The 23,368-nt window shown below is 61.0% G+C and carries 23 protein-coding genes; 2 read left to right on the top strand and 21 right to left on the bottom strand.

Annotation, left to right across the window (positions count from 1 at the left end; genetic code table 11):
- Positions 1 to 60 precede the first annotated feature (60 nt).
- The 13 genes from lpxC to ftsW all read right to left on the bottom strand — a co-directional run bounded on the left by lpxC (position 61) and on the right by ftsW (position 12,336).
- On the bottom strand, positions 61 to 981 hold the full coding sequence (gene lpxC / locus RA27_RS07965) for a UDP-3-O-acyl-N-acetylglucosamine deacetylase (protein ID WP_039536510.1): 921 nt from the start codon (positions 979 to 981) through the stop codon (positions 61 to 63).
- Positions 982 to 1,195: 214 nt separating this feature from the next.
- On the bottom strand, positions 1,196 to 2,800 hold the full coding sequence (ftsZ, locus tag RA27_RS07970; protein ID WP_039536511.1) for a cell division protein FtsZ: 1,605 nt from the start codon (positions 2,798 to 2,800) through the stop codon (positions 1,196 to 1,198).
- 351 nt (positions 2,801 to 3,151) lie between these two features.
- Positions 3,152 to 3,571 (bottom strand): hypothetical protein, encoded by a 420-nt coding sequence (locus tag RA27_RS07975; protein WP_241484020.1) that lies wholly within the window; start codon positions 3,569 to 3,571, stop codon positions 3,152 to 3,154.
- Entirely contained in the window at positions 3,558 to 4,892 is a 1,335-nt protein-coding gene (ftsA, locus tag RA27_RS07980; RefSeq protein WP_010442579.1) for a cell division protein FtsA, read from the bottom strand. Before ftsA ends, RA27_RS07975 begins: the two co-directional genes overlap by 14 nt.
- Positions 4,893 to 4,900: 8 nt before the next feature.
- The gene (locus tag RA27_RS07985) at positions 4,901 to 5,905 is read right to left on the bottom strand and encodes a cell division protein FtsQ/DivIB (RefSeq protein WP_193746478.1); all 1,005 of its coding nucleotides are present in this window, start codon (positions 5,903 to 5,905) and stop codon (positions 4,901 to 4,903) included.
- Complete coding sequence (locus tag RA27_RS07990; RefSeq protein ID WP_039536512.1) at positions 5,893 to 6,810, bottom strand: D-alanine--D-alanine ligase; 918 nt, start codon at positions 6,808 to 6,810, stop codon at positions 5,893 to 5,895. The genes RA27_RS07985 and RA27_RS07990 overlap by 13 nt, the downstream gene beginning before the upstream one ends.
- A gap of 108 nt (positions 6,811 to 6,918) precedes the next feature.
- Positions 6,919 to 7,845: a UDP-N-acetylmuramate dehydrogenase gene (murB, locus tag RA27_RS07995; protein ID WP_039536514.1), complete on the bottom strand. Its 927-nt coding sequence runs from the start codon at positions 7,843 to 7,845 to the stop codon at positions 6,919 to 6,921.
- Positions 7,842 to 8,135 carry a hypothetical protein gene (locus tag RA27_RS08000; protein WP_039536515.1) on the bottom strand — a complete coding sequence of 98 codons (294 nt, stop codon included), beginning with the start codon at positions 8,133 to 8,135 and terminating at the stop codon, positions 7,842 to 7,844. The genes murB and RA27_RS08000 overlap by 4 nt, the downstream gene beginning before the upstream one ends.
- A 21-nt stretch (positions 8,136 to 8,156) precedes the next feature.
- Positions 8,157 to 8,423, bottom strand: a complete 267-nt coding sequence (locus RA27_RS08005; RefSeq protein ID WP_039536517.1) for a DUF2484 family protein — start codon at positions 8,421 to 8,423, stop codon at positions 8,157 to 8,159.
- Positions 8,420 to 8,668 (bottom strand): DUF2484 family protein, encoded by a 249-nt coding sequence (locus RA27_RS08010; RefSeq protein ID WP_052265192.1) that lies wholly within the window; start codon positions 8,666 to 8,668, stop codon positions 8,420 to 8,422. The genes RA27_RS08005 and RA27_RS08010 overlap by 4 nt, the downstream gene beginning before the upstream one ends.
- 4 nt (positions 8,669 to 8,672) lie before the next feature.
- On the bottom strand, positions 8,673 to 10,079 hold the full coding sequence (gene murC / locus RA27_RS08015) for a UDP-N-acetylmuramate--L-alanine ligase (RefSeq protein WP_039536519.1): 1,407 nt from the start codon (positions 10,077 to 10,079) through the stop codon (positions 8,673 to 8,675).
- Between the two features lie 11 nt (positions 10,080 to 10,090).
- A complete protein-coding gene (locus RA27_RS08020; protein WP_039536521.1) occupies positions 10,091 to 11,173 on the bottom strand; it encodes a UDP-N-acetylglucosamine--N-acetylmuramyl-(pentapeptide) pyrophosphoryl-undecaprenol N-acetylglucosamine transferase in 1,083 nt (360 codons plus the stop codon).
- Positions 11,173 to 12,336 carry a putative lipid II flippase FtsW gene (gene ftsW / locus RA27_RS08025; protein WP_039536523.1) on the bottom strand — a complete coding sequence of 388 codons (1,164 nt, stop codon included), beginning with the start codon at positions 12,334 to 12,336 and terminating at the stop codon, positions 11,173 to 11,175. The genes RA27_RS08020 and ftsW overlap by 1 nt, the downstream gene beginning before the upstream one ends.
- 214 nt (positions 12,337 to 12,550) lie before the next feature.
- Here ftsW and RA27_RS08030 point away from each other — a divergent pair, with 214 nt between their 5' ends.
- A complete protein-coding gene (locus RA27_RS08030) occupies positions 12,551 to 12,949 on the top strand; it encodes a cytidine deaminase (protein ID WP_039536524.1) in 399 nt (132 codons plus the stop codon).
- Between the two features lie 54 nt (positions 12,950 to 13,003).
- Entirely contained in the window at positions 13,004 to 14,182 is a 1,179-nt protein-coding gene (locus tag RA27_RS08035) for an NAD(P)/FAD-dependent oxidoreductase (RefSeq protein ID WP_039536526.1), read from the top strand.
- Here RA27_RS08035 and RA27_RS08040 read toward each other — a convergent pair.
- The 8 genes from RA27_RS08040 to rsmH form a co-directional block, all read right to left on the bottom strand.
- Entirely contained in the window at positions 14,179 to 14,553 is a 375-nt protein-coding gene (locus RA27_RS08040; protein WP_039536528.1) for a glycine zipper family protein, read from the bottom strand. The two genes, RA27_RS08035 and RA27_RS08040, sit on opposite strands and share 4 nt — an antisense overlap.
- Before the next feature lie 103 nt (positions 14,554 to 14,656).
- The gene (gene murD / locus RA27_RS08045; protein ID WP_039537183.1) at positions 14,657 to 16,060 is read right to left on the bottom strand and encodes a UDP-N-acetylmuramoyl-L-alanine--D-glutamate ligase; all 1,404 of its coding nucleotides are present in this window, start codon (positions 16,058 to 16,060) and stop codon (positions 14,657 to 14,659) included.
- Positions 16,061 to 16,208: 148 nt separating this feature from the next.
- Positions 16,209 to 17,291, bottom strand: a complete 1,083-nt coding sequence (gene mraY / locus RA27_RS08050) for a phospho-N-acetylmuramoyl-pentapeptide-transferase (RefSeq protein ID WP_039536529.1) — start codon at positions 17,289 to 17,291, stop codon at positions 16,209 to 16,211.
- Between the two features lie 39 nt (positions 17,292 to 17,330).
- Entirely contained in the window at positions 17,331 to 18,722 is a 1,392-nt protein-coding gene (gene murF, locus RA27_RS08055) for a UDP-N-acetylmuramoyl-tripeptide--D-alanyl-D-alanine ligase (protein WP_039536531.1), read from the bottom strand.
- Positions 18,719 to 20,200: a UDP-N-acetylmuramoyl-L-alanyl-D-glutamate--2,6-diaminopimelate ligase gene (locus RA27_RS08060; protein WP_039536533.1), complete on the bottom strand. Its 1,482-nt coding sequence runs from the start codon at positions 20,198 to 20,200 to the stop codon at positions 18,719 to 18,721. Before RA27_RS08060 ends, murF begins: the two co-directional genes overlap by 4 nt.
- 22 nt (positions 20,201 to 20,222) lie before the next feature.
- Entirely contained in the window at positions 20,223 to 22,010 is a 1,788-nt protein-coding gene (locus RA27_RS08065) for a penicillin-binding protein 2 (RefSeq protein WP_039536534.1), read from the bottom strand.
- Complete coding sequence (locus RA27_RS08070) at positions 22,007 to 22,375, bottom strand: cell division protein FtsL (RefSeq protein ID WP_039536536.1); 369 nt, start codon at positions 22,373 to 22,375, stop codon at positions 22,007 to 22,009. Before RA27_RS08070 ends, RA27_RS08065 begins: the two co-directional genes overlap by 4 nt.
- Positions 22,372 to 23,364 (bottom strand): 16S rRNA (cytosine(1402)-N(4))-methyltransferase RsmH, encoded by a 993-nt coding sequence (gene rsmH / locus RA27_RS08075; protein WP_039537186.1) that lies wholly within the window; start codon positions 23,362 to 23,364, stop codon positions 22,372 to 22,374. The genes RA27_RS08070 and rsmH overlap by 4 nt, the downstream gene beginning before the upstream one ends.
- Between the last annotated feature and the right edge of the window lie 4 nt (positions 23,365 to 23,368).

Here is a 23,368-nt window from a genome sequence, read left to right on the forward strand (position 1 = left end):
ATTCCAGTGCAAAACGCCTTATCCGCCCTCATGGCGCAAATGTCGCCAGAGTTGATCGGATCACGCAACCTGTGGGATTTCGCTGCGAACAAGGCCCTGTCCAGGCAACCGTGCGGCTTGTTCGGGGGTGCACAGTATCGGACGAACGGCACCGGGCGTCTCGAACAGCTTGCGCAACAAGGTGTTGGTCATCGAATGACCTGACTTTTCACCAACAAAGCGTCCCAGAATCGGGCCGCCTGCCAGATAGAGATCACCCAGAGCGTCCAGCATCTTGTGGCGCACAGCTTCATCCGCGTGACGGAAACCACCCGGAGTAAGAACCTCATCGCCCTGTACAACGACCGCGTTATCCAGTGTACCGCCCAAGGCCAATCCGTTTTCGCGCATCGCTTCGACGTCGGTGCGACGACAAAACGTGCGGCTGTCACAGAGTTCGCGTGCGAATGAACCATTGCGCATGTCCAGAACTTTGGTCTGGCTACCGATGGCGTCATCCTCGAAATCGATATGGAATTCGATCTCCAACCCTTCGGCAGGTGCAATCGAGGCTCTTGCGCCCTCACGTTCGACGGAAACAGGCTTGAGCACCTCATAGGCCAGAACGGGACTGGCCTGACGACGTACACCTTTGGCCATAATGCCCTGAACGAATGCAACGGACGAGCCGTCCATGATCGGAACCTCAGGGCCATCAATCTCAATCAGCGCATTATGGATACCACAACCGGCAAGAGCAGCCATGATGTGTTCGACGGTCGAGACCGATACGTTCGCCTCATTCACCAAGCGGGTGCAAAGAGGTGTACGCTCGACAACATCGTAAATCGCAGGGATCAGTGCATTGCCCAACTCAATATCGGTCCGCTTGAACCAGATCCCGTGACCGGCAGCCGCCGGCTTCAGGACCATCGTCGCAGGCTTGCCGCTATGCAGCCCGGTGCCCTTGAACGTGACCGAAGATTTGAGCGTATGTTGCAATGTGAGCCTCTGCGAGTTGTGTCCAGCCTGCCGGGGGCTGTGTTGCACCCTCAACTAAGGAAGGGGGCGTCAAGGCTCAACTCACTCTTTGCAACCGAATGAAACATGAATGTGACACATCGGCAAATCCCTGCTTACCCACACCTAACGCTTTGCTATTCAACGAAAAAGGGCCGCGCGATGGCGGCCCATTGGGATGATTTTGTTACCGCGATCAGTTGGCTTGACGCCGCAGGAAGGCCGGAATTTCGATACGTTCCTGATCTGGATCGGCGTCATCCTGTACGGGTGCTGTGGCGTCAACAGACCGCATAGCGGGCTGCTGGCGCACCGGCTGGGCCGGAGTGTCGGCGGCGTGGCCGGTCATCCGATCAATCAGCCGGTTGAACCCGAAACGGGGACGATCCTCGGCCGTTTGCTGCGGCTGAGGGGCTGGTTCCCGGGGGGTCTCGGTGGCCGCGCGCAGCCGGTTCGAGGGCACTTTCTGCACCGCCGCCTGCAGTCTCTGCATCGCCTCCGGCGACGGGGTGCCAGGGGTTGCAGCACGCGAGGCAGCGTAAGGTTCAGTTGTCTCTTCGACTTCGGGCTGCGGCTCGAACTGCGCCACCTGCGGCTGGTAGGCGGGCGGCGGAAGGCCATCGTCATCCTGTTCCGCAGCAGGTTCTTCATGCCAGCCTTCGTTCAGTTCGACATCCTCGATCGATTCAAACAGTGTCGGGGCAATGTTTGTATCTTCAGCGGCAGGGGCCTCATCCGCAGCAACCTGTTCCGGCGCCGCTTCTTCCGCCGAAACCGTACGGGTCAGCGGTGCCGACATCGAGCGGCGCGCAACCGGCACGTCGTCGGTTTTCTCACTCGCGTCGATGCCGGTGGCCACGACCGACACGCGCATACCGCCTTCCATCTCGGTATCCAGGGTCGAACCGACAATGATATTGGCCTCGGGGTCCACTTCCTCGCGGATGCGGTTAGCCGCTTCGTCCAGTTCGAACAGGGTCAGGTCGTGTGCACCGGTGATGTTGATCAGCACGCCCTTTGCACCCTTGAGGCTGATTTCGTCCAGCAGCGGGTTGGCAATCGCTTTCTCGGCGGCCTGAATAGCGCGATCTTCGCCAGTCGCCTCGCCGGTGCCCATCATCGCCTTGCCCATTTCGTCCATCACGGCACGAACGTCGGCGAAGTCGAGATTGATCAGGCCCGGACGCACCATCAGGTCAGTCACCCCTTTGACGCCCTGATAGAGGACATCGTCAGCCATCGAGAACGCCTCGGTAAAGGTGGTCTTTTCGTTGGCCAGACGGAACAGGTTCTGGTTCGGGATGATAATCAACGTATCGACGACCTTTTGCAGAGCGTCAACGCCGTCCTCGGCCTGACGCATCCGCTTGGCGCCTTCGAACTGGAAGGGTTTGGTGACAACACCAACCGTCAGCACACCCAGTTCCCGCGCTGCCTGCGCGATAATCGGAGCCGCTCCGGTGCCGGTGCCGCCGCCCATACCGGCGGTGATAAAGCACATATGCGCACCGGCCAGATGATCCACGATCTGCTCGATGCTTTCCTCGGCAGCCGCGGCCCCCACCGTCGGACGCGCGCCTGCGCCCAGCCCTTCGGTGACCTTCACGCCCAACTGCACCCGCGCCGAAGAGCGGCTTTGCTGCAGTGCCTGTGCGTCAGTGTTGGCGACGACAAATTCAACGCCGTCCAGCTGCTTTTCAATCATGTTGTCGACGGCATTGCCGCCTGCCCCGCCAACGCCAAATACGGTAATCCGAGGCTTGAGTTCGTCGTGCCCGGGCATCGAAAGATTTAATGTCATGCTCTGTCCGCCTGTTTTATATGTTGCCGCAAAATGCGGTTTTTTCTGACCTATCCACAGATTATTTTACTGTGTCGTTTCGGAAACGTCACCAGAAAAATCGCGAAAAACCACAAAATATGGAGGAAATAAGGCAGCAAACTGCGTCATTTCGCTGTGATCGCCATATGTTGCGGCACAAGCTTCGCACAGCACTACGCACCGAATAAACCCACCCACCTGACGGAGGGTGTGAAAACCGGTGCATCACATGTTCTGGTCGCGGAAAACTGCTCAATGTCCTGCCGCTGGGCCTCTGCCGGGCCTTGTAGATATCTTGCGGGATTCCGGTGTGGGCTGCAAGCGATTTCTTTAGCTTAAAGGAGCACTTGGGCAATTCAGGCTGTCATCCGAAATGCTGCGGACCTCCTGAGTTTCACTGTCGACGAACCGGGCCAGCCGCACCATCAGGCGATCGTTGTGCACAAACGGCCACCAGCAGACCGGCAAGCCATCAGGCGCATCATCGTAGAGAAAGCAAATCTGGCCGTTGGGCGTGGTAATCTGGCCGTAGACGCAGCCCCGCCCCTCCATCCGCCAGACCGAGAGAGTCGAGCTAAGGAACTCCTCGGTTCCGACCAGCATTCCGCTGCGGATTTCGTGGAAAGTGATGGTTTTACCAACCACGGCGTCCAGAAACGCCTCGGGCGCGATCAGGGTTTGGGCCGGCGCCATGACAGGCCAGAGGGCGGTGCCAAGGACGATCCGGCGCAGAGCCTTACCAGTTGTCACGGAACCAACGCACGGCACGCTTGAACGGGCGCGCGGCATAGGTGTCGACGGGAATTTCGAAGTCCCACCATTCGTCCTGAGGGTGCGCGGCAAACAGGCTGAGGCCGACAGCAGACGAGAACCCCGGCCCCGTCGCTGACTGCGGCAGGCCATGCACGCGCAACGGTCGGCCAAGGCGCACACGCTGACCCAGAATGCGGCTGGCCAGCCCATCCAGCCCCATGATCTGACTGCCACCGCCGGTCAGAACGATCTGCTGGCTGGGCAGGTGATCAAACCCGGCAGCGTCCAGACGGGTACGGACCTCTTCCAGAATTTCTTCGACGCGGGGACGCATGATTCCGATCAGCTCGGCCCGGCTGACGGTGCGGCGGTCGTGTTCCCAGTCGCCGGTATCACCACCGATATCGATCAAGTCACGATCATCCGCCCCGGTGGCGTGGACACCTCCGTTAAAGGTTTTGATCCGTTCAGCCACCGCTGCGGGTACACCGAGACCCATCGAGATATCGCTGGTCACATGATCGCCGCCCATACGCACGCAATCGGCATAGATCATGTGTTTCTTCATGAAGATCGAGATGCTGGTGGTACCGCCACCCATGTCGATACAAGCGGCACCCAGTTCCTGTTCATCCTCGACCAGAGCCGAGATGCCGGACACATAGGCCGAATTCGCAATCCCGGCCAGTTCCAGATCGCAGCGTTTGATACAGCGCACGATGTTCTGGATCGCCACCGCATCGACGGTCAGCATATGCATATCCACCGCGAGGCTTTGCCCCAGTTGTCCGCGCGGATCGATCAGACCCGAGCGGTTATCCAGCGCGAAATTCACCGGCTGGGCGTGCAGCACTTCTCGCCCTTCCCCATAGTCGGGCACATCGCAGGCATTCAGAACGCGGCCGACCTCGGCCTCGGTGACCAATTGCCCTTCCAGATCGACCTGCGCGTCCAGCCCGTAGGAACGTGGATTAGCCCCCGAAAAGCTGGCAATAACGTGATCGACACGGATATCGGCCATCTTTTGCGCCGCCTGCAACGCGGTACGGATGGCGCGTTCGGTTTCCTGCATCGCGGTGACTTCGCCGAACTGCACCCCGCGCGAACGGGTGGTCGCGGCGCCGATGACACGGAACCCGGTCTGACCCGCCATCGAGCCGATCGAATTGTCCTCGGACAACCGCCCGGTCCCGTCAAAGCGCAGAACGAGGCAGGCGATTTTGGAACTGCCCACGTCCAGAATGGCGACAACGCCGCGTTGCATCGCCTGCCGGCGCATCTGCCGCATGGCCCGTTGGGACTGATAAAGGTCGGTCATCATGGTCGTTACTGCCCGCTACTCACATCTACTTTTGCGTTCCACCAGTCTTCGCTGGCTGTTTTGTTCATTCGGATGGTTGGCCGCTGTCCGAGGCGCATATCCACCGCCACCACGTCGCGTTCCAGAAGGTCCTGCACCTCGTTCACCGCCAGCACGCGTTCCAGCGCACGCACAGGGCGTTCGGTTGGCAACATGATGCGTTGGTTGCGATCCAGCACCAGATCCCAGCGGCGTTCGCCGACGCGCACCAGACCGCGCACCCGTTCGCCCAGACTGCGGGCGGTGGTCAGGATTTGCATTGCCTCGGGGACATGTTTGTCCGCACCCTTGCCTGCGATCAGCGGCAGGGTCGCGTGATCGGCACGCGCCGCAACCATGTCGACATGAGCACCGGTTTCGTCCAGCAACTCGACCCCATTGCGGGTGCGCCAGACGATCACCGGCTGGCGTTCCACCACATCGACCTGCAGGATGCCTCCGGGCCGGATGCGCACGGTGGCTGATTTCACCGGGTCCAACCCGGTAATGGTGTCGCGGATTTGCTCGACATCCAGATCCCAGGAACTGAGCGGAAAGTCGAGCGGCACGACCTCGCGGATATCCTCGGACAATGTGGTCCCTGCCCCATCGATGGCCATCAGGTTGACCATGAATTCGGGACGTTCCTGAATCGAGGTCTTGATGTCGGCGATATAGGTGCTGACGGCCTCGCGGCGGTCTTCCGATGCGAAATAGCCGCCCACTGCGCCGACTAGGGCCAGCACCGGCAGGCCAATCTTCAACCCGCGACGAATGCCGGGGGTGAGCATCCAGCGCTGAAAACGGTAGCTGAGGCGCGACGGCGCGGGGTCGGACAGTCGAGCACCGCCAAACAGCCGCCCACCACCTAGGCGCAGTTTGGGTTCGGCTTTGGGCTCTGACCGAGGCGCGGCGGCAAAATCCGCATCCGGTCCGGCAAGGGCTTTGGTCCGGTGGATCACCGGCGCGCGGGTGGCGGTCAGCGGTCGCATGAGGCGTCCTCCACCATCCAGGCGCAAAGCTGGCCGAAAGTCATGCCGATATGCGCTGCCTGTTCGGGCACCAACGAGGTCGGGGTCATACCGGGCTGCGTATTGGTTTCCAGCAGGAACAGGCCATCGGCCCCCATGCTGTCATCCCAGCGGTAATCGGTACGAGATACGCCGCGACAGCCCAGAGCGTTGTGAGCTTTCAACGCATAGCTCATGCAGCGGTCAAAAATGTCCTGCGGGATGTCTGCGGGCAGCACATGCCACGAACCGCCCGGCTTGTATTTGGCATCGTAGTCGTACCAACCGCCATCGGTCATGATTTCGGTCACCGTCAGAGCACGGTCTCCCATCACGGTCACAGTCAGCTCCCGGCCCGCCACGTATTTCTCGACCATGATGTGTTCTGGCATATCGTCCGATAGCTGCGGAGGTCCGTTCGAGCCCTCATGCACGATATAGATGCCAACGCTGGAGCCTTCGTTGTTGGGCTTGGCCACGTAAGGTGGCTCCATCACGTGGACTTCGATCACCTCGATCTTGGGCACAATCATGCTTGGGACGACGGGCAACCCTTCGGCCTGATAAACCTCTTTGCTGCGCTGCTTGTCCATCGCCAGCGCCGAGGCCAGAACCCCGGAATGGGTATAGGGGATGCGCATCCACTCCAGCAGGCCCTGTACGCATCCGTCCTCGCCCCAGCGGCCATGCAGGGCGTTGAAAACCACATCCGGTTTGACCTCCAGAAGGCGCGCGTAAAGGTCGGGACCAGCGTCCAGTTCGACCACTTCAAAGCCTTCTCCCACAAGGGCGGCCGCGCATTCGCGCCCAGAGCTGAGAGACACCTCGCGTTCCGCCGAGGGGCCGCCCATCAATACCGCCACTTTGGGGTTTGTCCTGCTCGACATACCCAATGTGCGCCTCAATGTCCCCGGACCTTATGTAGTGGTCCGTACTGCGTTTATGCCTTTGATCCGTCGCCTTAATTTGCCTGTTATGGTCTGACGGTCGGGGCTTTATTCTTTCAGCGGATCACCGACCCGCATGATTTCCCACTCTAGCGTGATGCCGCTTGTTTCGTAAACCTTTTTTCGCACCTCTTCGCCCAGACCTTCGAGGTCGGCGGCGGTGGCGGTGCCGGTGTTGATCAGGAAATTCGGGTGCTTGGGGCTCATCTGTGCGCCACCCTTGGTCGCGCCACGCATCCCCGCATCGTCGATCACCTTCCACGCCTTGAGATCATGCACGTCATCCGCCTTGCCGGTAGAGGAAAACCCGGCGGGGTTGCGGAAGGTCGACCCGGCACTGCGTTCCTTGGTAGGCTGGGTCTCGTCGCGTTTCTTAAGCTGCGCTTCCATGCGGGCGTGCAACTCGGCGGGATCACCCAAGGGTGCTTGGAACGTGGCCGAGACCAGCACCGCGCCTTCGGGAAGGTCGGATTGTCGATAGCGGAAGTTGAGGTCTTGCGGAGCAAGGTCCACAAGCTCTCCTCTCCGCGTCACGACGGTGGCCTTTTGCAGCACATCCGCCGTGTAGCTGCCATAGCAACCCGCATTCATTCGCACCGCCCCGCCGATGGAACCGGGGATCGTACGCAGAAAGGTCAGATCCACACCCGCATCCGCTGCTTTGCGCGCCACATGGGCGTCCAGCGCCGCCGCACCTGCGGTGACGGTGTTGCCAGCAACCGAGATGCCATTAAATCCGCGGCCAAGCCGGATCACCACTGCCCTAAGACCTCCGTCGCGCACGATGAGGTTCGAGCCAACCCCCATGGGGAAGACCGGCGTTTCTTCGGGCAAGTCGCGCAGAAAATCCTGCAGATCCCGGGTATCGGCTGGCTGGAACAGATAATCTGCCGGGCCACCGACGCGCAGCCAGGTGAGGTCGTTCAGCGCGCGGGTCTGAGATATTCGGCCCCGAACGGCGGGCAAGCTGATCATGCGGTCACTCGCGCGGCCAGGCTGCGGCCTATTACTCCGCCCATGATCGCGGCGAACAGGAAGGGCAGAACTCCGCCCGTCAGCCAGACGAAGGGGCCGAAGGCCCGTTCTTCCGCGCCGGTTTCAATACCGGCCAGCATAACGATCAGAACCAGCGCAACCGCAGAGGTCAGGCCAATCAGCCAGAACAGCCCCCTGATACCGATCCAGCGACCGGCAACAAAGCCTGCAACGATACCGAAAACCAGCGTAATCAGCGGCAGATATGCGAATGTGGCGATGTCGACCATGATGACCTCCTGAAATGGCCGTTACTTGTTGATCGCCTTCATGCCCTGCATTTTCGCCTTTGTCCAACGGGTCAGATAAATCACCGGCCAGCGCAACACAGACATGCCCGCCGCCAGCACGACCAGCCCGATCCACGGGCCGTTTTCGTAGGTCACATAGCCCAGGATGGGCACGCCCACGGCGATCAGGATATAGGCGCGGGTCCAGTGGTTGTCTTTGCTGGGGATCATCGCCAGAATATTGGCGACCAAACCCCAGAGACCAGCAAGCGCAATCGACCAGTTCATTCGTGGACCTCTTTACCCGTCCATTTACGCCAGTAATAGCGGATGGGATTGCGAAACATCGAGACGAAACCGGCAACGGCCAGCACTCCGATGAACCAGCCATAGTCTAAACTCAGCCACAAAATCAGTGCGGGCGCGCTGGCAAACAGTACCACACCCGGGGGGAATTGCAGGTGCATGGGCAACAGCGCCACGATTGTGGAGGCGAAGACCCAGCCGCAGGCGATTATGAGTGACAACGCCACGGGGCTAGCTCGCTTTGGCGATCAACCGGTCGGGCAGCCCGTTGGCCCAAGTGCTGATCGTACCCGCGCCGAGGCAGACGACCATGTCGCCGGGGCGCGCCTGTTCGCGGACGAGGCGCGCAAGGTCTTCTTCGTTCAAGATCGCCCGCGCATGACGGTGGCCGTGCCGGATCAGGCCCTGTACCAGCGAGTCTCGATCAGCCCCTGCGATCGGGTCTTCTCCGGCAGCGAAGACCTCGGCGATTGCGACCACGTCGGCATCGTTGAAGCAGGTGCAGAAATCATCGAAAAGGTCGGACAGGCGCGAATAGCGGTGCGGTTGGTGCACGGCAATGACGCGGCCCTCGGTTGCCTGACGGGCGGCCTTCAGCACGGCGGTGATTTCCACCGGGTGGTGGCCGTAGTCATCGATTATGGTAACGCCGTCAACCTCGCCGACTTTGGTGAAGCGGCGATTTACACCACCGAAATTGGCCAGTGCGTCCCGTATCTCGGCCGTCTTCATGCCAAGATGGCGCGCTACCGCCACTGCGCTGAGCGCGTTCGAGACGTTGTGATCGCCCGGCATGGGAAGGGTGCAGCCCTCGATCACCTTGTCTTCGTATTGCAGGTGGATGTCGAAATGGGCGACGCCGCCCTTATAGATCAGATTGTCCGCCCGCACATCGGCCTGCGCGTTAAAACCATAGGTGCGCACGCGGCGGTCGGTGATACGCCCGACCAGCGCCTGAACCTCGGCATGGTCGGTGCAGCAGACGGCGAGACCGTAGAAGGGCAGGTTCGAGAGGAACTCGTGGAACCCGTCGCGCAGTTGGTCGAAATCACCCCAATGCTCCATATGCTCGGGGTCGATATTGGTGACGATGGCGATGGTCGCAGGCAGGCGGTTGAACGAACCGTCGCTCTCATCCGCCTCAACCACCATCCATTCGCCCTGCCCCATGCGCGCGTTCGAGCCATAGGCGTGAATGATGCCACCATTGATGACGGTGGGGTCGAAGTCCCCGGCGACCATCAGCTCGGCCATCATCGTGGTCGTAGTAGTCTTGCCATGCGTCCCGGCGATGGCAATGTTGGATTTCAGCCGCATGAGCTCTGCCAGCATATCGGCGCGGCGGACAACGGGCAGGCCCTGGGCACGTGCCTCGTCAAGTTCCGGGTTGCCCGGTTTGATCGCGGTCGATGTGACAACCACGGCGGCGTTCTGCAGGTTTTCAGCGCGCTGGCCTTCGAATATCTCGGCCCCCAGGGATGCCAGACGATCCGTGATCTTCGAGGTCTTCAGATCCGACCCCTGCACCCGATAGCCAAGGTTCAGCAGCACCTCGGCGATCCCCGACATCCCGATCCCGCCGATACCGACGAAATGGATCGGTCCTACGTCCTGCGGCAGTTTGGTTGCTGGGGTCATGGGGTCTCCTTCTACGCCAATTGCTCGACAAGGGCTGTCAGACGTTCGGTAGCGTCCGGCGCCCCGACGGATAGCGCGGCATGGGCCATTTGCTGTGCGGCTTCGGGGTTTGTCAGAACCGTGGTCATTTGCTGTGTCAGCGCAGGAACGTCAAGAGCGTTTTCCGGGATCATGATCGCACCACCCGCCTGCACCAGCCCGCGCGCATTGGCGGTCTGATGATCGCCAGCGGCAGCGGCGAACGGGATCAGGATCGAGGGCCGCCCGATCACCGAAATATCGGCCACGCTAGAGGCCCCCGAGCGACTGATGACAAGCTGCGCGTCGGACATACGCCGGGGGACGTCGTCGAAGAACGGCTCAACATCGGCCCGGATGCCACGGTCGGCGTAGAAGGCTTTAACCCGCTCGCCGTCCTCATCCCGGGCCTGATGCGAGACGCGGACATGATCGCGCAGCCCCTCGGGCAGCGCCGCGATTGCATTGGGCACTACGTCGCTGAGGATGCGCGCACCCTGACTGCCACCCATCACCAGAACCGACATTGGATAGTCGCCGGGCGGAATAAAGGGCGCTCCGGCGCGCTCCAACACGGCAGCCCGGACCGGGTTGCCGGTGTGAACGCCTTTGGCTCCGTCGGGCAAATCCGTGGGCCAGACACCGCAGGCCACCTGCGCCACGCGAGTGGCAAACAGTCGATTGACGCGGCCCAGAACCCCGTTTTGTTCATGGATCATGCGGGGGATTTTCAACAGAGTCGCCGCGCCCAGAGCCGGGATCGAGGGGTAGCCGCCAAAACCCACCACCACGTCCGGCTTGTCACGCAGCATCTGAGCCGCCATGCTGGTGACACCTGCGGCGATCCGCGGGCCGACCAGCGCCTTGGCGGCCAGACCGCCACGGGCGAAAGTGGCCGACGAAGCCTCGACAATTTCGGTTGCTTGCGGGAAAGCACCGGTATAGCGCGCACCTCGCGGGTCGGTGGACAGGCGCACGCGCCAGCCCTTGCTCAGCATGGCCTCGGCCAGCGCCTGTGCGGGAAACATATGGCCCCCGGTGCCGCCCGCCGCAATCAATAGGTAAGGTGTGTTCATCAGCCTCGTCCGCGCAGAATATCGCCAAGCTCACCCTGTGGGCGAGAACGGGTGAAGGCCAGCAACATGCCAACTGCAATGCCGCCCGCGATCAGCGATGAGCCGCCATAGCTGACAAACGGCAGCGTCATGCCCTTGGCAGGCAGCAGACGCACGGCGACGCCCATATTGATCATCGCCTGAACGCCGAACATGCAAGCCAGGCCGGTCCCGGCCAGACGGATGAACATGTCACGTTCGCGCATCAGCCGCAGCAGCGAACGCACGACGATCAACGAATAGAGCGCGATGATGATGAGGACGAGGATCAAGCCATACTCCTCAGCGGCGACAGCGATGATAAAATCGGTATGCGCGTCGGGCAGAGACCACTTCACCTGCCCCTCTCCTACGCCAACGCCGAACAACCCGCCCTCGCGGATGGCATTGGTGGCATAGCCAAGCTGGGTGGTCGGGTCGAGTTCCTGATTTAGGAAACCGTCGATACGGCGCGCGAAGTGTTCCGAATTCGAGTAAGCGAACATACCGCCCAGAACCACGGCCCCGGCCATGCTGACCAACAACAGCATCGGCGCCCCGGCGACGAAATACATCACACCCCAGCCGAACAGAACCAGACAGGCTTGTCCGAAATCGGGCTGCATCACCAGCATCGCGACGATCGCCATACACAGCGCAAAGGACCACAACCGCCCCGGGGGACCGTTGATCTCTTGTGAGGCGGCCAGCAGCCAGGCTGCAACAACGACGAAGCCGGGTTTCAGAAACTCGGAAGGTTGCAACGACGCGAAACCCAGCGAATACCAGCGTACCGCACCCTTGCCAAAATCGGTGCCGAAAATGGGCAGGAAAGCCAGTGCCACGAAGGCACCCAGAAATCCGAGCACTGCCAGTCGTCGCACCAAAGTGGGCGACATCATCGAGGTTAACAGCATGGCGATCAGCGCCAACCCGCCAAACAGGGCTTGCCGTTCGACATAGTGAAACGGATCGAACCCGTTGCGTCCGGCAAGCGGTGGCGATGAGGCCAGACCCAGCAAAAGCCCGATGACAAACAGGATCAGAACGCAGGACATCGTCCAGCGATCAATCGTCCGCCACCATTTTGGAAGAATCGGTTCGCCGCGCTGGTCCTGAACCGCGCCATACACCATCTCAGTCATGAGATACCGCCACTATCTGCCTCGTTAACGTCCCGTTTTCGGGATCTGGTTGAGAGTCTACAGCGGTTTTGCCATTTGGGCTAGTAGGCAGTGGCAATCTCCTACGCATTAACTAGATCGCAGACCAACTTGCCGCGGCAAGCTTGATCCATTAGCCCTTGGTGGATGTTTGCCAACGCTTCAAGCTGCAGATCGAACCAACAAAGAAAGTGCCATGAATATAGAACAAGAGCTTTATCACAACGCCACTGAGCTCATAGTAAACCGTTACCCCAAAGGATGGGGTGGTGCGGCCGCCATTCGGCTGGTGAATGGAGACATCGTCACCAGCGTCGCCCCCGAAACGGACTTCGATGCACTATCTGTATGCATGGAGCTCGGGGCATTTCTGGAGGCACATAAAAGAGACCAGAGAGTTACTCATAGCCTTTGCGTATTCCGTGACCACGAGACATCAGATTTCAGAATTCTAACCCCCTGCGGGATTTGCCAGGAAAGACTGCGATTTTGGGGGATGGACACACTCGTCGCGATTACAAACCCCGAAAACAAACTGATCTTCCTGCCGTTGCGCGATCTACTGCCCCATCACTGGCTTCCCGCTTATTCGTAAAAAGATAGCAGGACGCCCCTTGCCATCACCGCCAATCCTCTTCATCCCCCGCTCATGACCTATGACACGATCATCCTTGGCGCCGGAGCTGCCGGTATGATGTGCGCGGCGCATTGCGGCGGGCGCGTGTTGGTGATTGATCACGCCAAGGTTCCGGGCGAAAAAATCCGAATCTCGGGCGGCGGGCGTTGTAACTTCACCAACATGTATGCGGGACCGAACAACTTTCTGTCGCAGAACCCGCATTTCTGCAAATCCGCTCTGGCGCGGTATACGCAGTGGGACTTTGTCGATCTGGTCGGTCGCCATGGCATCGCGTGGCACGAAAAAACACTGGGGCAACTGTTCTGCGACGGCTCCTCTAAGCAGATCATTCAAATGCTGCTGGATGAAATGGACCGCGCCGGGGCCGAGCTTTGGATCGGGACCGCTTTGAAAGATCTGCGCAAAACCGAGGGCGGATTTGCGCTGGAGATTGAACGTGAAGGGCAGCGTCTGGGTCCGACCTGCACCAACCTCGTGCTCGCCACAGGTGGCAAGTCGATCCCCAAAATGGGCGCGACCGGTCTGGCCTACGACATCGCGCAACAATTCGGACTGCGAATGACCGACACCCGCGCAGCATTGGTGCCGTTCACCTTTTCCGATGGCAAGTTCAAGGATTTGTCCGGGGTTTCAGTGCCGGCTCGTCTGTCAACTGGTCACACCAGCTTTGACGAGGCTCTGCTGTTCACCCATCGCGGGCTCAGCGGGCCGTCGGTCTTGCAGCTTTCTTCTTATTGGCGCGAGGGTCAGGAGATCGGCGTTAACCTGATCCCCGACCTGCCCCTGCTCGATCTGCTACGCCAGCAGCGGCAAAGTGGAGGTCGCAAAGCCCTGACCACCGAACTGGCGCGCCATCTGCCCGCGCGGCTGATCGATTACCTGAGCCTTTTCATGCCAATGCGGGGCAATCTGGCCGATCAGTCCGATACAAAACTCTCAGAGCTTACCTCGGCCCTTTCGGATTGGCGTCTGACACCGTCGGGCACCGAAGGATATCGCACCGCCGAAGTGACTTTGGGCGGTATCGATACCGATGATCTGTCTTCAAAAACGATGGAGGCCAGGGATGTCCCCGGCCTCTATGCGATCGGCGAAGCGGTGGATGTCACCGGCTGGCTGGGCGGCTACAATTTCCAATGGGCGTGGTCGTCGGGCCACGCCGCAGGTTGTGCCATCGCAAGCCGTTAGCCAACGACGTTATACCCACGCCCGCGCATACAGTTGCGCACGATCACTTCTTTGTTCTGGTTCTTGTTGATCACGTCAGCGCCCGCGCCAACCAGAGCGCCGGCCACGGCTGCGCGTCCCAGATTGTCGCTGCTGTCCTGAACGATCCCGGTGACGGCGGCGGCACCTGCGGCACCGATAGCCGCGTTACCGGCGGTAGACCCGTCCACGCTGGCTTGTGATGCGGCAAGTTGCTGACATTGTTGCAGATCGACGTTGTAGTTCGGGCCGACCGGGCCGTCGATCACTGGCTGATAGTTGGCGCCAGTGTTGGTGCAGGCACCGGCCACCAGAATGGCAGGAAGGATCAGAGAGAGTTTACGATTTGGCATATTCCATGACCTCGTTTTGAATTTTCCGAAAGCAAAACCAATAAGTATGGCGCGTCAAGCAGACAGGCGTACAGATTGGCCAAACCGGCGGTCAATTGCAAACTCAGCTTTTTGAGAGCCGTGATTGCACCTCGGCAATGAAATCATCGCCACGCTGTTCAAAGTTGTCGTACTGATCAAAACTGGCCGCTGCCGGGGCCAGCAAAACCGTCTCGCCGGGCTGCGCATCAGCCATGGCTTGTTCAACGGCCTCCGCCATAGTCGTACAAACCTGTGCATCCGCCGAAAGCCTCATGGCAAATCCAGCGGCCTCGCGCCCGATCACGTAGGCTCGGATCACCTGATCCGCCGCCCCGTTCAAAGCATCCAGACCACCCTCTTTCTCAAGCCCGCCACAAATCCAACGGATATTTTTGAATGCGCTCAGAGCTTTCAGGGCGCTGTCCACATTAGTGGCCTTGGAGTCGTTCACATAGGTCACGCCATCTGTCTCGGCTATGATCTGGCTGCGATGCGGCAGTCCCGGGAAACTGTGCAACGCGTCTTCGATTATCCGAGGCGCAAGGCCAAGCGACCGACAGGCGGCATAGGCCGCACAGGCGTTCTGGTGGTTATGCGCGCCGGGCAGGCCCTTGATACCTCGCAGGTCGATCGAACCCGCCTGACGGCCTTTGCGGTATTCCGCGAGATATCCCTTCCGGGCAAAAACCTGCCAGCCCGGCCCGGTCAGTTTGCGCGCAACCGAGATTCGGATCACCCGGTCGTCCGTCGGCCCTTCGGACATCTGTCCGGCCAGAAACGCCCCCTCAGCCTCGTCTACGCCGATCACCGCACGGTCCGGTCCACCCTCAGCAAAGAGGCGGCGCTTTGCGGCGAAATACCCGCCCATACCCCCATGCCGGTCCAGGTGATCGGGCGAGAGATTGGTGAACACCGCCACATCAGGGGTCAGTGCACGGGCCAATTCGGTCTGATAGCTGCTGAGTTCCAACACCACGACCGCGCCATCGCCGCCCGGATCGATATCCAACACGCCGCGCCCGATATTGCCTGCAAGCTGCGATTCACGGCCCGCTTCGGTCAGAATATGATGGATCAGTGCGGCGGTCGTCGATTTACCGTTCGATCCCGTCACTGCGATGACGCGCGGAGGGGTGTCGTAATTGTTCCACTCCGCCCCCGCGAAGGACCGGAAGAACAGTCCGATATCATTGTCGACAGGAACCCCCGCCTCCAGTGCAGCAGCAACCACCGGGTTCGGAGTAGGATAAAGATGCGGAATACCGGGCGAGACGATCAGCGACGCGATGTCATCAAATATGCCATGCCGGCGCAGATCGGCGCAGGTAAAGCCTTCGTTCTCAGCGGCCTCGCGCGCAGCGGGGTTATCGTCCCAGCATATCGGTTGCGCCCCGCCCGCCCGCAGGGCCCGCGCCGTGGTCAGACCGGACCGGCCCAGCCCTAGAACCGCGACCTTCTGCCCTGAAAACCCTTTGACCGGGATCATGCCACCCACCTTCTTTGACTTGAAATTTGCGCCACACTGCACCGAAGGTTTTCCCAAAGGCAAGGGCACGTTCAGGCTCGCGCGGCAGCGCGAGCCGGGCCCAACGGGTGGCAGGGGGCCCGCAGGGCCTCCGAACCCGGCGGGAGCTTTATCGGACCTTAAGCGTCGCCAGCCCGATCAGCGCCAGAATCAGCGAGATGATCCAGAACCGGATCACGATAGTGGGTTCGGCCCAGCCCTTTTTCTCGTAATGGTGATGAATCGGGGCCATCAGGAACACACGTTTGCCGGTGCGTTTGAAATACAGCACCTGGATGATCACGCTCAGCGCCTCGACGACGAACAGCCCTCCGACCACCGCCAACACCAGTTCGTGCTTGGTGGCAACGGCAATCGCGCCCAGCGCTCCACCCAGTGCCAGTGACCCGGTGTCGCCCATGAACACCGCCGCCGGAGGGGCGTTGTACCACAGGAATCCCAGCCCGCCGCCAAACAGCGCGGCCGTGAAGATCAGTATCTCTCCGGTTCCCGGCACATAATGCACATCGAGATATTCCGTAAAGTCGACCCGCCCCACCGCGTAGGCAATCACACCAAGGGTCGATGCTGCGATCATGGCGGGCATGATGGCCAGCCCGTCCAGCCCGTCGGTCAGGTTCACTGCATTGGCCGCACCCACGATCACGATCACCGCAAAGGGGATATAGAACAGGCCCAGATTGACCAGCGTATCCTTGAACACCGGAAGCGCCAGCTGGTTCTGAAGATCCGCCGGGTGGTGCAACGTCGCCCAGAGCGAGGCCAACACGGCGATGATCACACCAAGCGCAAGCCGCATCTTGCTGGAAACGCCCTTTGTGTTCTGTTTCGAAACCTTGGCATAATCATCCGCAAACCCAATCGCCGCATAGGCCAGTGTCACGAACAGCACCATCCACACATAGGGGTTATCCCAGCGCGCCCAGATAAGGGTCGAAGTCACAAGCGCCCCAACGATCAGCAAGCCGCCCATGGTGGGTGTTCCGGCCTTGGACAGATGCGCCTCGGGTCCATCATCGCGGATCGGCTGGCCCTTGCCCTGCTTGCGGCGCAGCACGTTGATCAATGGTTTTCCAAACAGAAACCCGAAAATCAGCGCGGTCAAGAAGGCGCCCCCCGCCCGGAAGGTAATATAGCGGAAGAGGTTCCAGAAATCCCCTCCATCCGACAGGGCGGTCAACCAATAGAGCATTCCAAAACCTTTCTCGCACGGGCATCCGCAGCGCGTATATCACTCAAGCGCGCCCCCTTGCCCCATTTTCCGCAGACCGTCAACAATGCACGCCAGCGCCATGCTCAGCGAGCCCTTGGCCAGCACCGTATCGCCATCACGGATCAACTCGGGCAGCCGCGCAGCCACGTGCGCACTGGTCTCGGTCCAGAGCCCGCGCTTGTCTTCGGGCAGAGCGTCATGCAACGCCCGCATCAAAGGGCCGATGCAGTGCACCCGATCGATCTGCGCCATCGCGGTCACGTCCGCCATCGCAGCGTGCATCGCCTGCTCCTGCGCACCCAGTTCCTTCATATCGCCCAGAAAGGCGATTTTGCGTTTTCCAGCCGACGCAGCCAATACATCCAAAGCGGCCTCCATCGAGGTTGGGTTGGCGTTATAGCTGTCGTCCAGCAGTTCGATCTGACCTCCAGTCGACAAAGCGATCACTTCACGCACGCCGCGCCCCTTGACCGGCGACCAGCGACGCAGGCCAGCAATGGCCTGATCCAGATCGACGCCCATTTCGACGCAGGCGGCCAGAGCGCCCAACGCGTTCATTGCGAAATGGGTACCGGCAGACTGAACGTCAAATGAGATGACTTTGCCGTCGGCAACCCCGTGCGCCTGCACGCTGTTCGGCCCCTGCGCCACGTCTGTCAGAGTGTAATCCCGCGCATCGCGGCCAAAGTCCACGACCTTCGCATCCCTGTCCCGGGCACAGGCGCGCAGGATGTCAGCATGTTCGATATCGGCATTCACGATGGCCGCGCCTCCCGGCGTCAGCCCGTCAAAGATCGCGGCTTTTTCACGGGCAATGCCCGCGACGTTCTCGAACGCCTCCAGGTGGACAGCTGCCACTGTGGTCACCAATCCCACATGCGGCTGAGCCTGACGAGCCAGAGGGGCGATCTCGCCGGGATGGTTCATACCGATCTCGATCACGGCAAATTCGGTGTCGCGAGGCATCCGGGCCAGCGTCAGCGGCACACCCCAATGGTTGTTATAGCTGGCGACGCTGGCATGGGTTTTCCCTTGCGTTTCCAGAATGCTGGCCAGCATTTCCTTGGTCGAGGTCTTGCCGACACTGCCGGTCACCCCGACAACACGCGCGGCGCAGCGCTGCCGGGCGGCTTGCCCAAGCGCTTCCAGCCCGGCCTGCACGTCATCGACGATCAACAACGGCGCATCCTCGGATACGCCTTCGGGAATATATGAGACCAGTGCCGCGCCCGCGCCTTTCTCCAGCGCTTGTGCCACGAAATCATGACCGTCGCGAGCGGCTTTGAGAGCCACGAACAGGTCTCCGGGTTGCAGGGTGCGGGTGTCGATGGAAACGCCCGTCGCCTCCCAATCAGCGGTGGTGCGCCCCTTGGTGGCCTCGGCGGCCTCGGCTGCGGTCCACAGTGTCATGCGACCCTCCCGTCCAAGGCGGCGACCGAAATGCTAGCCTGTTCCACGTCATCGAAGGGCAGAACCTGATCGCCGACGATCTGGCCGGTTTCGTGCCCCTTGCCCGCGATCAGCAGAGCATCGCCGGGTTGCAGGGCGTCGATGCCACGCAGGATGGCCTCGGCGCGGTCACCGACCTCGGTCGCCTCAGGTGCGCCCAGCATGACGGCAGCCCGGATGGTGGCCGGGTCCTCGCTGCGCGGGTTATCGTCGGTGACAAAGACCAGATCGGCGTTTTCTGCCGCAGCCCGCCCCATCAGCGGGCGCTTGGTGGCGTCGCGGTCACCGCCAGCGCCGACGATGGCGATCAGGCGGCCCATGACGTGCGGGCGCATCGCCTTCAGCGCGGTGGCGACGGCGTCGGGGGTATGCGCGTAATCGACAAACACCGCCGCGCCGTTTTCGCGCGTCGCGGCCAACTGCATCCGACCCCGGACGGTGGTTAGATGCGGCAGGGTTTCGAACACGCGGTCGGGGTCTTCTCCGGCGGCGATGACCAGGCCGCAGGCCAGCAGGACGTTTTCGGCCTGAAACCCGCCGATCAGGTTCAGGCGGGTTTGATGAACCTTGCCGCGCCATGAAAAGCGCAGGTCCTGTCCGGTTGCGTCAAAGCGTTGTTTCAGCAAGCAAAGGTCAGAGCCCTCAGGCCCCACTGTAATGACATTCTGACCGCGCGCTTCGGCGATCTTGCGCATCTCTGCGCCCTTCGGATCGCTGAGGTTAATCACCGCGACACCATCCTCGGGCAGCACCCGGTCAAACAGGCCCGCCTTGGCGGCGAAATAAGCCTCGAACGTGTCGTGATAATCCAGATGGTCTTGCGTGAAATTCGAGAACCCGGCAGCCGTCAGATGCACACCATCCAGACGGCGCTGTTCGAGGCCGTGGGACGAGGCCTCCATCGCCGCGTGGGTCACGCCGTTCTCGGCGGCTTCGGCGAGACAGCGGTGCAACGTGATCGGCTCGGGCGTGGTGTGGGCCAGCGGCGCGGTCCATGCGCCCTCGACCCCGGTGGTGCCGAGGTTGACGGCGGCCAGATCAAGCTCGGTCCAGATCTGACGGACGAAGCTGGCGATCGAGGTTTTGCCGTTTGTGCCGGTAACGGCCACGATGGTTTGCGGCTGCGTACCGAACCACAGAGCCGCAGCGCCGGCCAAGGCCTGACGGGGGTCCTCGGTCACGATCAGCGCCGCGTCAGAGGCGGCCAGTTCTCCGGCGGCAATTTCTGCCCCTTCTGCATCGGTCAGAATGGCGGTAGCGCCCATGCGCAGGGCGTATTGGATGAACTCTCCGCCATGAACGCGGGTGCCGGGCAGCGCTGCGAACAGGAAGCCTTCCCTGACCTCCCGGCTGTCAACCGCCAATCCGGTGACGTCAGGATTCGCCCCGCCCCGCGCGGTCAGGGCCAGTTCGCTGAGTTTCTTTGACCGATTGCCCATGACCCACCTTTCGCCGGACAGCCTAATTTGAGGTCAGCGTTATAGCAGCGCGCGCCTCAGGCTCAAGCCGAGGTCTGAGGCCCAACAGCGGCGCGACGCGCGCGATCAGTTCGGCGGCAACAGGCACGGCGGTCCAACCCGCTGTACGGCGCTTTTCGCCGTAGGCCACGATGGACGGCTCATCGAGCGTGACGATCAGCACATATTTCGGGTCGTAGGCCGGGAAGATCGTCGCGAAGGTGGCGATGACCTTATCATCGTAATAGCCACCACGCGGCTTGGGTTTGTCGGCGGTGCCCGTCTTGCCAGCCACATCATAGCCTGCCACATCGCCAAAGCTGGCGGTGCCGTCGGTGACAACTTTACGCAGCATCTGTTGCGCCTGACTGGCCGTGTTTTCAGACATCACGCGAGGACCGTATTGCGGGCCATTGCGGCGCAGGATGGTCGGGCTGACATAGTGCCCGCCATTGGCAATCGCGGCGTAACCGGCGGCCAGATGCATCGGGCTGGTCGACAGGCCATGGCCGTACGAAATGGTCACGGTGCTCAGTTCACCCCATTTCTTGGGCTTTAGTGGCTCGCCGCCCTTGGCCTCGACAATTTCGAACGGAGTCGGGTCGAACATCCCCAGAGACCGCAGGAACTCCTGCTGCCGCTTCCCGCCGATCTGCAGCGCCAGACGACCGGTGCCGCGGTTCGAGCTGTGTACGATCACATCCGCCACGCTGATTTCGCCGTAGTTCTTGCCGTTGAACTCACCAATCGGAAAGCGTCCGATTTTCATCGGGCCGGATGTGTCGATGATGGTCTCAGAATTCACCAAACCAAGCTGAACTGCTTGCGCCGCCGTGAATATCTTGAACACCGATCCCAGCTCGTACACGCCCTGCACATACCGATTGAACAGCGGGCTGTCCGAGGGATCGAAGCCCGAGGTCGGCGGGCGCGGTCGGTCGTTCGGGTCAAAGGATGGCAACGAGGCAGCCGAGACGACCTCGCCCGTATGCGCATTCATCAAAACGGCCGAGGCCCCCTTGGCGTTCATGATCTTCATGCCACCATACAGCACCTGTTCGACCGCCGCCTGAACGGTCAAATCCAGTGACAGTTGCAGCGGCTTGTTGCCGTTAGCAGGGTCGCGCAGATAGTCGTCGAACTGTTTTTCGACGCCCGCCACTCCGATCACCTCGGCGGCGCTGACGCCTTCGCGACCAAAACCCGAGCCGCCCAGAATATGCGCCGCCAGCCGGCCGTTGGGATAAAGCCGCATTTCGCGCGGCCCGAACAGAATGCCCGGATCACCGATGTCATGGACGGCCTGCTTCTGCTCGGGCGATATCCGTTTCTTGATCCACAGGAACTTGCGCTTGCCGGTGAAGTCCTTGACCAGACGCTCTTTCTCCAGATCGGGGAAGATTGCGACCAGTTGATCGGCGGCAGCGATAGGGTCGATCATCAGGGGGGGCTGTGCGTAGACCGAATAGGTGTCCAGATTGGTCGCCAGAATGCGCCCCTCGCGGTCAACAATATTGGCGCGCTGCATCGCTATGGACGCCCCCGGCGCATTGGCCAGCGGTTCCTGCGCTTCGGAGGTGGCCAATGCGCCCATGCGGAAGCCCACGACCGAGAACGCACAGAAAAAGAACAGGCCCAGTACCAGCAGGCGACCTTCGGCACGCGCACGCGCGCGGTCCTTCATGTCTTCGTGACGCTGGCGGATATTCTCGCGCTCAATCGCCTTCGGGTTTTCACCACGGGCACGGGCGTCAAGAATTCGGGCAAGCGGACGGAGCGGTGTGCGGGTCATGGGAACTGCACCTCGCCCAGTGCTTGTGTCTCGGTGATCGCCTGCAGTTCAATCGGGTCAACGATGGGCAGGTCGGGGTCCTCGCCATAAGCGATTTGATCCGCGCGCCCGAACTGTTCGGCCCGCAACGGCAGCAACCCGAGGCGTTCGAAATTCAGGTCGGCCAATTCACGCAGGCGGTCGGGCCGGTTCAGATAGGCCCATTCTGCATTCAGCACCGCCAGCCGCGCCTGCGCTACACCAATCTTTTGCTGCAGGGATTGCGTTTCCCTTACCACCTGCTGCGTGCGGTAGTTTTCCTGATACGCCCAAAGCGCCAATCCGAAAACGGACAGAGCAGTCAACACATACAAAATACTCTTCATCTTGCCCTTCCCCCCAGTTGCGGCATACCGATAGCGCGGGCCTCGATTTCCCCCGCCGGAGCATCCGTACGCACCGCGACGCGCAGCTTGGCCGAGCGTGCGCGTGGGTTTTCCTGCAGTTCCTGTTCATCCGGGCCCACGGCCTTACGGGTTTTGAGCGTGAATTGCGGCTTCTCCTGCTCCATCTCAGGCGCATAGCGATTGGCGCGTCCGGTTTTACCAGCGCGAGACTGGAAGAACCGTTTAACCATACGGTCCTCAATGGAGTGGAAGGTGACAACCGCCAATTGCCCGCCGTGCTTCAAGGCGCGCTCAGCCGCCATAAGCCCTTGAAACAGCTCTTCATATTCCGCATTCACCGCGATGCGCAGACCCTGAAAGCTGCGCGTCGCCGGGTGTGATTGGCCGGGTTTTGGCCGCGGCAGGCAGGATTCGATAATCTCAACCAGCCGCAAAGTCGTTGTGATCGTTTCATCAGCCCGCGCTTTGACGATGGCTTTGGCAATGCGACGGCTGGCGCGTTCTTCGCCGAAATGAAACAGGATGTCGGCCAGTTGCGCCTCGGTTGCCGTATTGACCAGATCAGCGGCGCTCTCACCCTCCTGGCTCATGCGCATGTCCAGCGGGCCATCTTTCATGAAGGAAAAGCCGCGTTCTGCTTGATCCAATTGCATTGAAGAAACGCCAAGGTCCAGCACGACGCCGTCCAAATTTTTCGCATACTCATCCATGCGCGAAAACACGCCCTGCTGCATCACCAACCGATCACCGTATTCACCGGCCCAATCCGCAGCCATTGCAAAGGCCAGTGGATCGCGATCCACACCAATGACCTTCTCGGCCCCGGCCTCCAGCAGGCCACGGGTATACCCGCCAGCGCCGAAGGTGCCGTCCAGCCAGACACCGGACACAGGCGCCACAGCGGCCAACAATGGGCGCAGTAGAACAGGGATGTGAGGTTTATCCGATGAAGTCTGAGCGCCGGCCATGCCG

Source organism: Ruegeria sp. ANG-R, assembly GCF_000813985.1.
Lineage (GTDB): Bacteria > Pseudomonadota > Alphaproteobacteria > Rhodobacterales > Rhodobacteraceae > Ruegeria.

Excerpts from the sequence above, each read along its gene's own strand:
- ftsZ (WP_039536511.1), bottom strand. The coding sequence starts at position 2,800 with ATGACATTAAATCTTTCGATGCCCGGGCACGACGAACTCAAGCCTCGG.
- ftsA (WP_010442579.1), bottom strand. The coding sequence starts at position 4,892 with ATGACCGACCTTTATCAGTCCCAACGGGCCATGCGGCAGATGCGCCGG.
- RA27_RS07985 (WP_193746478.1), bottom strand. The coding sequence starts at position 5,905 with ATGCGACCGCTGACCGCCACCCGCGCGCCGGTGATCCACCGGACCAAA.
- RA27_RS07990 (WP_039536512.1), bottom strand. The coding sequence starts at position 6,810 with ATGTCGAGCAGGACAAACCCCAAAGTGGCGGTATTGATGGGCGGCCCC.
- murB (WP_039536514.1), bottom strand. The coding sequence starts at position 7,845 with ATGATCAGCTTGCCCGCCGTTCGGGGCCGAATATCTCAGACCCGCGCG.
- RA27_RS08000 (WP_039536515.1), bottom strand. The coding sequence starts at position 8,135 with ATGGTCGACATCGCCACATTCGCATATCTGCCGCTGATTACGCTGGTT.
- RA27_RS08005 (WP_039536517.1), bottom strand. The coding sequence starts at position 8,423 with ATGAACTGGTCGATTGCGCTTGCTGGTCTCTGGGGTTTGGTCGCCAAT.
- murC (WP_039536519.1), bottom strand. The coding sequence starts at position 10,079 with ATGACCCCAGCAACCAAACTGCCGCAGGACGTAGGACCGATCCATTTC.
- RA27_RS08020 (WP_039536521.1), bottom strand. The coding sequence starts at position 11,173 with ATGAACACACCTTACCTATTGATTGCGGCGGGCGGCACCGGGGGCCAT.
- ftsW (WP_039536523.1), bottom strand. The coding sequence starts at position 12,336 with ATGACTGAGATGGTGTATGGCGCGGTTCAGGACCAGCGCGGCGAACCG.
- RA27_RS08030 (WP_039536524.1), top strand. The coding sequence starts at position 12,551 with ATGAATATAGAACAAGAGCTTTATCACAACGCCACTGAGCTCATAGTA.
- RA27_RS08035 (WP_039536526.1), top strand. The coding sequence starts at position 13,004 with ATGACCTATGACACGATCATCCTTGGCGCCGGAGCTGCCGGTATGATG.
- RA27_RS08040 (WP_039536528.1), bottom strand. The coding sequence starts at position 14,553 with ATGCCAAATCGTAAACTCTCTCTGATCCTTCCTGCCATTCTGGTGGCC.
- murD (WP_039537183.1), bottom strand. The coding sequence starts at position 16,060 with ATGATCCCGGTCAAAGGGTTTTCAGGGCAGAAGGTCGCGGTTCTAGGG.
- mraY (WP_039536529.1), bottom strand. The coding sequence starts at position 17,291 with ATGCTCTATTGGTTGACCGCCCTGTCGGATGGAGGGGATTTCTGGAAC.
- murF (WP_039536531.1), bottom strand. The coding sequence starts at position 18,722 with ATGACACTGTGGACCGCAGCCGAGGCCGCCGAGGCCACCAAGGGGCGC.
- RA27_RS08060 (WP_039536533.1), bottom strand. The coding sequence starts at position 20,200 with ATGGGCAATCGGTCAAAGAAACTCAGCGAACTGGCCCTGACCGCGCGG.
- RA27_RS08065 (WP_039536534.1), bottom strand. The coding sequence starts at position 22,010 with ATGACCCGCACACCGCTCCGTCCGCTTGCCCGAATTCTTGACGCCCGT.
- RA27_RS08070 (WP_039536536.1), bottom strand. The coding sequence starts at position 22,375 with ATGAAGAGTATTTTGTATGTGTTGACTGCTCTGTCCGTTTTCGGATTG.
- rsmH (WP_039537186.1), bottom strand. The coding sequence starts at position 23,364 with ATGGCCGGCGCTCAGACTTCATCGGATAAACCTCACATCCCTGTTCTA.